Source organism: Streptomyces sp. URMC 126, from assembly GCF_051386555.1.
In the GTDB taxonomy this organism is placed as follows: domain Bacteria; phylum Actinomycetota; class Actinomycetes; order Streptomycetales; family Streptomycetaceae; genus Streptomyces.
The window spans coordinates 1-10779 of the sequence record NZ_JBPQTX010000245.1; the positions used below are offsets into that span (position 1 = coordinate 1).

The 10779-nt window shown below is 76.9% G+C and carries 10 protein-coding genes; 3 read left to right on the forward strand and 7 right to left on the reverse strand.

The features are described from left to right. The 4 genes from ACSNOK_RS24780 to ACSNOK_RS24795 form a co-directional block, all read right to left on the reverse strand. The coding region (locus tag ACSNOK_RS24780) for a phytoene desaturase family protein (protein ID WP_436782973.1) at positions 1-1369 on the reverse strand (1369 nt) is incomplete at its 3' end. A gap of 62 nt (positions 1370-1431) precedes the next feature. Next, positions 1432-2040 (reverse strand): DUF4126 domain-containing protein, encoded by a 609-nt coding sequence (locus ACSNOK_RS24785; RefSeq protein ID WP_436782974.1) that lies wholly within the window; start codon positions 2038-2040, stop codon positions 1432-1434. A gap of 203 nt (positions 2041-2243) precedes the next feature. After that, on the reverse strand, positions 2244-2858 hold the full coding sequence (locus ACSNOK_RS24790) for a TetR/AcrR family transcriptional regulator (protein ID WP_436782975.1): 615 nt from the start codon (positions 2856-2858) through the stop codon (positions 2244-2246). A gap of 44 nt (positions 2859-2902) precedes the next feature. After that, the gene (locus tag ACSNOK_RS24795; protein WP_436782976.1) at positions 2903-3265 is read right to left on the reverse strand and encodes a hypothetical protein; all 363 of its coding nucleotides are present in this window, start codon (positions 3263-3265) and stop codon (positions 2903-2905) included. 255 nt (positions 3266-3520) lie between these two features. On the opposite strand from ACSNOK_RS24795, the gene ACSNOK_RS24800 reads away from it, so the two are divergent. The 3 genes from ACSNOK_RS24800 (at position 3521) to ACSNOK_RS24810 (ending at position 5715) form a co-directional block, all read left to right on the forward strand. Beyond that, a complete protein-coding gene (locus ACSNOK_RS24800; RefSeq protein ID WP_436782977.1) occupies positions 3521-4087 on the forward strand; it encodes an SAV_6107 family HEPN domain-containing protein in 567 nt (188 codons plus the stop codon). Between the two features lie 157 nt (positions 4088-4244). Then, positions 4245-5018 (forward strand): methyltransferase domain-containing protein, encoded by a 774-nt coding sequence (locus ACSNOK_RS24805; protein ID WP_436782978.1) that lies wholly within the window; start codon positions 4245-4247, stop codon positions 5016-5018. 280 nt (positions 5019-5298) lie between these two features. After that, complete coding sequence (locus ACSNOK_RS24810) at positions 5299-5715, forward strand: DUF3040 domain-containing protein (RefSeq protein ID WP_436782979.1); 417 nt, start codon at positions 5299-5301, stop codon at positions 5713-5715. A 208-nt stretch (positions 5716-5923) separates the two neighbouring features. On the opposite strand, the gene ACSNOK_RS24815 is transcribed toward ACSNOK_RS24810, so the two are convergent. The 3 genes from ACSNOK_RS24815 to ACSNOK_RS24825 form a co-directional block, all read right to left on the reverse strand. Then, the gene (locus tag ACSNOK_RS24815) at positions 5924-8239 is read right to left on the reverse strand and encodes a transglutaminaseTgpA domain-containing protein (protein WP_436782980.1); all 2316 of its coding nucleotides are present in this window, start codon (positions 8237-8239) and stop codon (positions 5924-5926) included. Between the two features lie 121 nt (positions 8240-8360). Beyond that, positions 8361-9716 carry a DUF58 domain-containing protein gene (locus tag ACSNOK_RS24820; protein ID WP_436782981.1) on the reverse strand — a complete coding sequence of 452 codons (1356 nt, stop codon included), beginning with the start codon at positions 9714-9716 and terminating at the stop codon, positions 8361-8363. Then, entirely contained in the window at positions 9713-10717 is a 1005-nt protein-coding gene (locus ACSNOK_RS24825; RefSeq protein WP_436782982.1) for an AAA family ATPase, read from the reverse strand. Before ACSNOK_RS24825 ends, ACSNOK_RS24820 begins: the two co-directional genes overlap by 4 nt. Positions 10718-10779 lie beyond the last annotated feature (62 nt).

Here is a 10779-nt window from a genome sequence, read left to right on the forward strand (position 1 = left end):
CGCCCACCCGGAACAACCCGGGCAACTCCCCGGAATTCCCCGGGAAAAGGAACGCCCCCTCCGCCCCGGCCAACGCCGGCGCCGGCACGCCTCCGCCCGGCGCCCCCGTGACCGCGGCGACGTCCGCGGGTGTCCGCACCTCCCGCCACAGCACCCGTTCCGCCAGCCCGGGAACGGCCGCCTCGGCGGCCCCGAGCATCCGGTCGGCGAACGCGGCCGCCGTGTCGCCGTGCGTCCAGTCGGTACGGCCCTGCGGCGCGACCGTCGCGGTGAGGGTGACGGCCTCGTGGCCGTCGTCGGGCCGCACGGCCGGGTCGTCGGGGCGGAAGACGGTGACGGTGGGCCCGTAGCCGGGGCCGGCCGTGTCGAAGACGCCCGCCAACTCCCGGGAGCGGTCCGGCGCGTGGACGACCGTGCGGTGCGCGGTCCCCGCCGGCCGGCCGCCGCGCAAGGCGAGGAAGACGGTGAACCGGCCGGCGCGCGGAGGCGCCGCCGGAGCCGCGTCCGGAGCGCCGGTGACGACGAACGCCGCCTCCTCGACGGTCCCGTCGGCCAGCCGGACGCCCGCCGCCCGGCCGTCCTTCTCCACCACCCGGGTCACCTCGGCACCGAACCGGAACTCCACCCGCCGGGCCACGCACCGCCGGTGCAGCGCGTCGGCGAGGCCGCGCAGGCCGCCGGACACGTACCAGCTGCCGAAGGTCTGCTCCAGGTACGGCAGGACGGTGGCGCTCGCCGGCGCGGTGCGCGGGTCGAGGCCGTAGGCCAGCGCGTGGCTCTCCAGCAGGGCGGCGAGCCGGGAGTCGCGCAACTCCCGGTCCGCGACGGCCGCCAGGGTGGCGGGGGCGGACCGCCGGAACAGCCCGCGCCGGCGCGGCGCCGGGTACGGGTCGCGGGCCAGGGCCGCCCGTTCCGCCGGGTCCGCGCTCAGCGGCTCCTCCAGCAGCGGGCGCCGGGTCGCGTCCCACGCCTCCCGGGCCCGGTTGACCAGCTCGCTCCAGCGCTCGCCCGCCCCCGGGCCGACCGCCTCGTCCAGCGCCCGGACGACGCCGGCGCGCGAGGCGTTGGGCAGCGCGAACGCCGTCCCGTCGGCGAAGAGGTGGGCGCTCGCCGGGTCCACCTGGGCGAGGTCGACGCTCTGCTCCAGGGACTCCTTGCCGGTCTTGACGAAAAGGTCGCGGTAGACCGCGGGCAGGTGCAGCAGCTGCGGCCCCGTGTCGAAGACGAAGCCGTCGCGGGCGAACCGTCCGACGCCTCCGCCGTGGGTCTCCCCGCGCTCGTACACCGTCACCGAGTGGCCGGCGACGGCCAGTCGGGCGGCGGCCGCCATGGCGCCCATGCCGGCGCCGATCACCGCGATTCGTGCCATGTGGCCGACCTTATCCGGAAGCGTTCCGGCCGCCCGCGCCCACCCGGGCCGGGCCCCCGGCGCTACGCCGGGGCCGCCGCGCGCCCTTCCCGCGCCGCCTTCCGCTCCTTGCGCCGCCGCAGGAAGGCGCGCACCCGGCGCCACAGGACCACCACCGTCCCGATGCCCAGGACCAGCAGCGTCCCCGCGATGCCCGCCGCGATCGCCGGGTGGAACAGGGCGAAGACCACGAGGGCGGCCACGCCCAGGTCCTCGGCGACGCTCACCAGGATGTTGCTCAGCGGCTCCGGCGAGCTGTTGACCACCATCCGCGTGCTCATCTTCACCAGGTGCATCACCAGCGCCGTCGTCCCGCCCAGTGCCCCGTAGGCCACCTCCGACGCCGAACCGGCGCTCTGCCCGGCCAGCAGCGCCCCGACCATCGCCCCACAGGCGGGCCGGACCAGGGTGTGGACCGCGTCCCACACGGTGTCCACGTACGGGATCTTGTCGGCGACGGCCTCGCAGAGGAACAGCAGCCCGGCGACGATCAGCACCTCGGGGCGCTGGAGCGCCCCGGGCACGTCGTCGCCGATGCCGGCCCTGCCGCAGAGGCCGAGCAGCAGGACCACCGCGTAGGCGTTGATCCCGCTCGCCCAGCCGCTGGTGAACACCATGGGGAGTACGGACATGGGGACGATCGTAGGGCCGGACTCCGGCGCTCCCCTCCGCCCTTCGGCCCGGGTACTCGGGCCGCCGGATGAGTACGGGATGAGTACCGGTACGGATGAGGCGCCGGTCCGGCGGACGGAAGAGTGAGGGCGCGGGGGGAACGCGGCGCCCGCACCGCCGGCACGGGGCGGCGGAACGGGCGCCGCGTGCGGGACTTCTCGGATCAGCGCGCGTGTCCCCCGACGCGCCCCTGCAGCAGCCGCGACAGCGCCGCGTGGACCTCCTCCACCGACCGCTCCGGCTGGAACGACTGCCAGTCCAGCGCGGCGACGAGCACCATCCCGAACAGCGCCGACGCCGTCAGCGGCACATCGATCTCCGGGCTCAGCTCGCCGCCGGCGACGGCCTCGGCCAGCACCCCCTCGATCACGGCGATCGCCTTCTGCCGCACCTGCATCAGCGTCGACTGCCAGGCGCGGTTGGTGCGCCACAGCTCCGCGACGTACAGCTGCGTCAGCGCCGGGTAGCGGGCGATGAAGTCCAGTCCCGCCCGCACCATCGCGTCGAGCGCGTCCACCCGGCCGCCGCCGCGGGCCGCGGTGTCGTCCGCGGCCTGCCGCAGGGAGACGGTCAGCAGCTCGATGCCGTCCCGCAGGAGCTCCTCGAAGAGCACCGTCTTGCTCGCGAAGTTGTAGTAGACGGTGCCCTTGGCCACCCCGGCGCGTTCGGCGATCTCGTCGACGGTAGTGGAGGAGAAGCCCTGTTCGGCGATGAGGGTGACGGCCGCCTCGAAGAGGCGGCGCCGGGTCCTGCCGCGGCGCGTACTGCTGCTGTCCATGCCGGTGATTCTCCCTGTACGGACCGTGTCCTCCGGTACGGGCCTCACGGGCTCGGCCAGGGGTGCGGTCGGCTCACGGTCCGCGTCTGCCGGCGCCGGGCCGTCCCCTTGGCGAGGGCCGGGGCGCCGCGGCGAACGCGGCCGGCCCGGCACACGCCCGCCACCCGGCCGCCGGACCGCCGCCGGGGCAGGAGCAGGCCGCCGACCTCGGCTTCTCCGGCGGTGACGCGCATTCTTCCGGCGAGGGCGAGCAGAAGACAGGTACGGCCCGATCCGGACGGGCCCTCGACGGCGACGAGGTCACCGGGGCCGGCGGTGGCGTCCACGCCGCGGAAGGTCCGGCCGCGAGGGCCGGCGAGGCCGGGTCCGCGGGCCGTGCCGGCGGCTCCGGGCGCGATGCGGTCCATACGGCGGCCTCCCGGTGACACGGCGGTCGGTGCGGCTCGCCCGGCTTCGGCGCCTTCCGGCTTCGGTCCCGCGAAGCTTTCGCACTGACCGGTCAGTGCGAAAAGTATGGCGCACCCCCTCCCACGCCCCGGCCGCCGGGGTGGCATACCCAACGTCCGTGCAGGTCAGGGCGATTGTCAGTGGGGTGCAGGACGATGGCGGCAGACGGTGGTCCCGGCGTCCGGCCGCGACCGCCCCGACGAAGGAGGTTCGTCATGGCCCGCGGCAGGAGCGACGTCCGCCTTTCCCCGGCTGTTCCCACGACTCCCACGACCCCATCGCGGGTCGTCTCATCGGCCGCCCGCCCGGCCCCGGCAGCGCCCGGGGTGTGGGACGTGCCCCCGCCCGTCCGCGCCACCGCCCCGCCCGCCGTCGTCGAGCTGCTCGCCCAGGCCCGCCGGAGCCTGGTGGAGGCCGCCGCCCTGGACGCCCCGCACGAGCGGTTCGCCACCGCCCATCTCGCCGCGCTGCGCACGGCCGCCGCCGTGCTCGCCGCCCGGGGCCGGCCCGAGACGACGGCCCGCCGACGGCACCGGATCCGCAGCGCCTGGGAGGTGCTGCCCGAAGCCGCGCCCGAACTGGCCGAGTGGAGCGCCCTGTTCGCCGCCGGCGCCGAACGCCGGGCGCGGGCCGAGGCCGGCATCGCCTCGGCGGCGGGCGAGCGGGAGGCCGACGAGCTGCTGCGCGCCGCCGCGATGTTCCTGCGCCTCGTCGAGCGCGGGCTCGACCTCCAGCCCCGGCTGCCGGCGCAACCCGCCCCCGGCCACGGGAGGGTGGGGTGAGCGCCCGCCCGGCGGCCCCCGGGACGGCCCGGGGCGCTGCACCGGGTGCGGAGTGCGGGCGGCCGGAGCCCGGCCCATTAGGCTGGGACCGCCGACGACCGTCATCCGCCACCGCCGTCCCGGCGGTGCCGCCACCCGCGCCGAGGAGCCACCCGCCGTGTCCGAGCCTTCCCTGGGTGGGGAGACCCCATCGCGTCCCCGCGCGTCCCTGCGTACCGCCGTGGTCTGGGAGGTCCTCCGGGACGCCCTGGACCGGCGGGCCGAGGCCGGCGGCGCCGGCCTGGAAGTCCTCGACGCGGGCGGCGGCAGCGGCCAGTTCGCCGTCGAGGCGGCCCGCCTCGGCCACCGGGTCACCGTCGTCGACCCCAGCCCCAACGCGCTGTTCGCCCTGGAGCGCCGGGCCGCCGAGGCCGGCGTCGCCGACCGGGTGCGCGGTGTGCAGGGCGACACCCAGGGCCTGTTCGACGTGGTCGGCCGCGGTGACTACGACGCCGTCCTCTGCCACGGCGTCCTGGAGTACGTGGACGACCCCGCCGAGGGCCTGCGGGCCGTCGCCGCCGCCCTGCGCCCCTCCGGCGTCCTCAGCCTGCTCGCCGCCGGCCTCGGCGGCGCGGTGCTCGCCCGCGCCTTGGCCGGCCACTTCACGGAGGCCCGGCAGGCCCTCACCGACCCCGACGGGCACTGGGGCGCCGGCGACCCCGTGCCCCGCCGCTTCACCGCCGACCAGCTGTCGGACCTGGTCGGCGGCGCCGGCCTGGACGTCCGGGCGGTCCACGGCGTCCGCGTCTTCGCCGACCTGGTCCCCGGCGTGCTCGTGGACGCCCAGCCCGGCGCCCGGGACGCCCTGGCGCGGCTGGAGGCCGAGGCGGCGGCGCTGCCCGCCTTCCACGCGGTGGCCACCCAGCTCCACGTCCTGGCCGAACGGCCCTGACCGGGGGCCATCCGGCCCCCGTCCCCGGCGGGAGCCGCACGACCCCGCCCGAACTGCCCGTTCGCCCCGTATGATCGGTAGACACCGTCCGGCATGACGGGTCGGCGGGCAGGGAATGAACGTTGCGACATCACACGACCGTCACACGACACCGCCGACCGCACACCGGACCGGTGGGCGAATTGGCGCAGAGGGGCGGGTTTCACGGGGGCGATTCCCTGCCTATCCTGAAAGGGTCGCACCCCGGTCGCCCCCCGCGACCGACGAGTAGGAGGACTCCGTGCCGCTCTCGGAGCACGAGCAGCGCATGCTCGAGCAGATGGAGCGAGCGCTGTACGCCGAAGATCCCAAGTTCGCCACAGCGCTCGAAGGCAGCGGCCTGCGCACGTACACCCGGCGACGGGTCTACCAGGCGATCGCGGGCTTCCTGGTGGGCATCGCGCTCCTCATGGCCGGAATGGTCGCCCAGTGGATCTGGATCAGCGTGGTGGGCTTCCTCGTCATGCTGGGGTGTGCGGTGCTCGTGGTCACCGGCTGGCGCAAGGCGCCCCGGCCCGGTGCGGCGCCACGCGGCACGGGGCCGATGGGCGCGGGCGGCGGCGGCCTGGCGGCGCGCCGCCAGATGCGGCAGCGGCGCTCGATGATGGACCGCATCGAACAGCGGTGGCAGCGGCGGCGGGACGAGCAAGGGCGCTGACGCTTTTCGGGGCGGGGCGGGGGTTTGGTGCCCCGGTCCCGCCCCTTCGCCGTTTCCTGGGGGCTGCGCCCCCAGACCCCCCTTTCGCGGCTTCGCCGCTCGTCCTCAAACGCCGGACGGGCTGGATAGCGCGCCCGGGCGCCGTACTCAGCCCGTCCGGCGTTTGAGGACAGCGCCCGGAGGGCGCTTCGGGGGTGCGGGGGCACCCCTACCGCCGCAGGCGGCGCTTCCGTAGCGCGCCCGCCAGTGACGCCGGAGCGAACACCGCCCGCAGCCGCGCCGCCCCCCCCGCCCCGGCTCGCAACCCGGCCCGGACGGCGGCGACGTCGTCCACGGGAACCCCGGCCGCGGGCCGAGGAGCGTAGAGAGCCAGCTCCACCGCGTCCCCCACCCGGGAAGCCGCCGCAGCCGCGTCCCCCTCCAGCGACCCGTCCCTCACGATCCGCTCCACCGCCCCCCGAGGCGTCCGCGTCGCGTCAGGCGGGATGCCGTAGTCCCAGGCGGTGTCGAGCAGCTCCCGCCAAGCGGCCAGCGTGCGGCGTACCACCTCGTCCGGAGTCCCGGGCTCCGGGCCGCCGAGGCGGCGGGCCCGGAGGCGGGTCCGCCACAGCGGGGGAGCGGCCAGCAGGGCCACCAGCAGGGCGCCGGCGGCGACGAGCGGGACGACCGGTACGCCGGAGTCCGCTCCGGGTCCGTCGTCGGCGGCCGCCGAGAAGCCCGTTCCCGAGCGGTCGGGGCATGCCGCGCCCGACGGCCGTCCGGGGCAGTCCGCGCCGGCGGTCGGTGCCGGCCGGGGTGCGGCCGAGTGGTCCGGGGCCGGGACGGGGGCGCTCGGGGAGGCCCCCGGGGCGGGCTGCTCTACGGTGTAGACCGGACGGCTGCCGCGGCTGGGCGTCGGCTCGAAGCGGGTCCAGCCGGCGCCCTCGAAGTAGAGCTCGGGCCAGGCGTGCGCGTCCTTGGAGCCCACCGACATGGAGCCGTCACCCTGCGGGTCGCCCGCGGTGAAGCCCACCGCCACCCGTGCCGGGATCCCCAGCGTCCGGGCCATCGCCGCCATCGAGAAGGAGAAGTGGACGCAGAAGCCCCGCTTCTCCTCCAGGAACCGCGCCACGGCCTCGTCGTCGCCGCCGGTCCGCACGTCGGTGTCGTAGGTGAAGCCGCCGGCGACCGCGAACCACTCCTGGAGCCGTACCGCCCGCTCGTAGTCGCTGCGCGCCCCCTCGGTCACCTGCCGGGCCCGTTCCGCGACCACCGCGGGGAGCGTCGACGGCACCTTGGTGTACTCGCGGCGCAGGCTTTCGGGCGGCCGGGGCGCGTTGGCCAGCTGCTCGGCCGTCGGCTGGACGACCAGGTTGGAGACCTGGTAGCGCAGCCCGCGGGTGGTCTGCCCGTGGTCGCCGACCAGCGTCCGGCCCTCCGGCTCGTACCGCCACTGGCCGCTCACGCGCACCCAGTCCGCCGGATAGGGGAGCGGCAGGTAGTCCTGCCCGTAGCCGTCGGCGGCCACGATCGAGGTGTTCACCCGTACCGTGCGGACGTCGGGGGAGAGGCCCTGGGGGCTGGGCAGCCGGTCCGGGACGTCGGTGACCCGCCGTTCCGAGGTGCGCCAGGTGGCGCCGTCGAACCGGTCGAGCGCGACGATCCGCAGGTAGAGGTCCTGCCCGGACTCCGCCGAGGTGCGGTAGCGCAGGAGCTCGCGGTTCTCCCGCTGGTTGAGGCTGTCCCGCAGCGAGACCAGCGGATTGACCGCGGAGATGGTGCCGCCCTCGCGCTCCTGGCCGGAGGACCGGCCGTGCGGCGCCAGGCCGCCGCCGATCGCGGGCAGCACCGCCGGGACGGCCACGGCCACCCCCAGCGCCAGGACGCCGATCCGGCGGCCGGCCCGGCCGGGGGCGAGCGGGCCCGCCGGTGCCGGCCCCGCGGCCCCGGCCGCCGGGCCCCCGGGCCCCCGGCGGAGCAGCCGCTCCCGGCTCTCCGCGAGGAGCAGCAGCAGATAGCCGGCGGCACCCGCCAGGAACCACAGCCAGTCCCGGCCGCCCTGGACCAGCCCGGCGCCGACGGAGTACAGCGCCAGCAGCGGCAGTCCCGCGGTCGCCGCGCTCCGGTAGGTGACCGCCACCGCGTCCACGATCAGCCCGATCACCAGCACGCCGCCGACCAGCATCAGGCGGATGCCGGGCGTCTCGGGCGCCGGTACGGCGTACCGCCCGACGTCCTCGGCGCCCTGGTGCAGCAGCCGGGAGAACTCCCGGAAGGCGGACGGGCCCGGCAGCAGCCCGGCGACCGCGTGGTCACGGACGAAGACCAGGGTGAGCAGCAGCAGCCCGGCGAGCGCCTGGGCGGCGACCGCCACCGGCCGGGGCGGCGCCCACCGCCGGACCGCCACTCCCGCCCCGGCCTGCACCGCGAGCAGCGCCGCGGCCTGTACGAGCCAGCCGGCGCCGTCCACCAGCGGCACCATCGCGCAGGCGGCCCCGACGGTGGCCGCCACCGCACAGGCGGCGGCCCGTATACCGCCGCTCATCCGCGTCCTCCCCGCTCCCGCTCACAGCGCTCGGTCCCGGCGGCCTCCCGGCCCACTCCGTTCACGTCCGTCCCCCCGGCACTCCGCCGTCCGGCGCACAGGTCACGCCCCGTCGCTCCCGTCATCGGCCCGCCACCCCGTCCGCCGTCAGCCCCCGGCCCACCGGGGTGCCCGCGAGGCGCCACAGTTCCGGGAACGGGGTGTACGGGGTGAGGGCGAGGGCCGCCCAGCCGGCCGTGCGCAGGGTGCGCAGCGCGGCGGCGGCGTCCGGGTGGCCCAGGGGAGCGTGCGGCCAGGCCACCGGGTCGAGGAGGAAGGCGACAGCCGTGGTGCCGCGCCGCCGCAGCCCGGCGGCGCGCGCGGCCTCCGCCTCGGTCAGCCCGCCGAGGAACGCCACGAGCAGCCCTCCGGAGTCGCCGCGCAGCGCCTCGTGGGCGGCGGCCAGTCCGGTGGCCTCGGAGTGGTCGACGACGGCCAGCGCGTCCAGCAGCGTCCCGGCCGCGTCCGCGGGGTCGGGGCCGGCTCCGCCGGTCCGGCCGCCGACGCCTTCCGGGCCGGGGATCCAGGTGCCGGTGTCGGTGAGCAGCCGCACGGTGAAGCCGAGCCCCAGCAGGTGCGCGGCGACGGACGCGGCGGCCGACACCGCCCGTTCGAACGGGCTGCCCGGCCCGGCCCCGGCGTAGGCCGCGCCGCGCGTGTCGAGCAGCACGGTGGCGTGCGCCCGCCGCTGCTGTTCCTCCCGGCGCACCATGAGCTCCCCGGCCCGGGCGGTGGCCCGCCAGTGGATCCGGCGCACGTCGTCGCCGTGCCGGTAGGCGCGCGGGATGATGTCGTCGTCGCCCGCGAGGGCGAGGGTGCGCAGGCTGCCGTCGCCGCGCCCCGCCGCGTCGCCGGAGATCCGCAGCGGCGGCAGCGGTTCGCAGTACGGGACGGCGGTGAGCGTGGCGCGGGTGCCGAAGCCGCGGGTGATCTCGCACATGCCGAACGGGTCGGTCAGCCGCAGCCGCAGCGGCCCCAGCGGGTAGCGGCCCCGCAGGTCGGCCCGGACCCGGTAGGCCACCTCGCGGTGCCCGCCCGGCTCCATCCGGTCCAGGGCGAACCGCGGGTGCGGGCCGAGCACCCAGGGCACCCGGTCCTCGACCAGCAGCGGTCCGGCCGGGACGCGGGAGACGTTGGCGACGCGCAGCCGCACCTGCGCCTCCTGCCCGGCCGTCACCCGGGCGGGGGACAGCAGCCGGTCGCCGGCGATCCGGTGCCGGGTGCGGTGCACGACCAGGACGCACACCAGCGGCAGCACGGCCAGCAGCAGCCCCACCCGCAGCAGGCCCTCCTGGCCGAGGACGTAGGAGCAGACGACGGCGGCGGCCCCCGCGGCCAGGAACGACCGGCCGCGCGTGGTCAGCCCCCCGAACGCCGCCCGCAGCCCGCCGTCGCCGTCGGCGTCCGGTTCCTCCGGGGGGTACGGGTCGTCCGTCACGGCCGTCGCGCCTCCGGGGGCCGCGGCGCGGCCTGGTCCGGAACGGGGACGGGCGTGAGCCGCAGGACGTCCAGGACGATCTGCTCCGCCGTGCGCCGGTTCAGCTGCGCCTGCGCGGTGGGCAGCAGCCGGTGCGCCAGCACCGCGACGGCCTGGGCCCGGACGTCGTCGGGCAGCGCGTAGTCGCGGCCCGCCAGCGCCGCCGTGGCCTTCGCGGCCCGCAGCAGGTGCAGGGTGCCGCGCGGCGACGCGCCGAGCCGCAGCTCGGGGTGGTGCCGGGTGCCGTTGACCAGGTCGACCGCGTACCGCCGCACCGGTTCGGAGACGTGCACGGCGCGGACGGTCTCGATCAGCTTGAGGATGTCGTGGGCGTGCGCGGCCGGCTGGAGGTCGTCCAGCGGGGAGGTGCCGCCGTGCAGGTCCAGCATCCGCAGCTCGGCCTCCGGGCTGGGGTAGCCCATGGAGACCCGGGCCATGAACCGGTCGCGCTGCGCCTCGGGCAGCGGGTAGGTGCCCTCCATCTCGACCGGGTTCTGGGTGGCCACCACCATGAAGGGGCTGGGCAGTTCGTGGGTCAGGCCGTCGGCCGTGACCTGGCGCTCCTCCATCGACTCCAGCAGCGCCGACTGGGTCTTCGGGGAGGCGCGGTTGATCTCGTCGCCGATGACGATCTGCGCGAAGATCGCCCCCGGTCTGAACTCGAACTCCCGGCGCTCCTGGTCGAAGACGCTGACGCCGGTGATGTCGGACGGCAGCAGGTCCGGCGTGAACTGGATGCGCCGCACCGAGCAGTCGACCGAGCGGGCCAGCGCCTTGGCGAGCATGGTCTTGCCCACCCCCGGCACGTCCTCGACGAGCAGGTGCCCCTCGGCCAGCAGCACGGTCAGCGCGGTCCTGACGACCTCCGGCTTGCCCTCGATCACGCCCTCGACGGAGGCGCGCACCCGCTCCGCCGTACTCGTCAGATCGCTCAGGCCCGCTCGTTCGTCAAAGGTCGTCACCCCGGCCCTCCTCGGCCCGTCCACGCGTCCACGGGATCCCGTCCCCCCACCGGGAACGGCCC

Excerpts from the sequence above, each read along its gene's own strand:
- ACSNOK_RS24785 (WP_436782974.1), bottom strand. The coding sequence starts at position 2,040 with ATGTCCGTACTCCCCATGGTGTTCACCAGCGGCTGGGCGAGCGGGATC.
- ACSNOK_RS24790 (WP_436782975.1), bottom strand. The coding sequence starts at position 2,858 with ATGGACAGCAGCAGTACGCGCCGCGGCAGGACCCGGCGCCGCCTCTTC.
- ACSNOK_RS24795 (WP_436782976.1), bottom strand. The coding sequence starts at position 3,265 with ATGGACCGCATCGCGCCCGGAGCCGCCGGCACGGCCCGCGGACCCGGC.
- ACSNOK_RS24800 (WP_436782977.1), top strand. The coding sequence starts at position 3,521 with ATGGCCCGCGGCAGGAGCGACGTCCGCCTTTCCCCGGCTGTTCCCACG.
- ACSNOK_RS24815 (WP_436782980.1), bottom strand. The coding sequence starts at position 8,239 with ATGAGCGGCGGTATACGGGCCGCCGCCTGTGCGGTGGCGGCCACCGTC.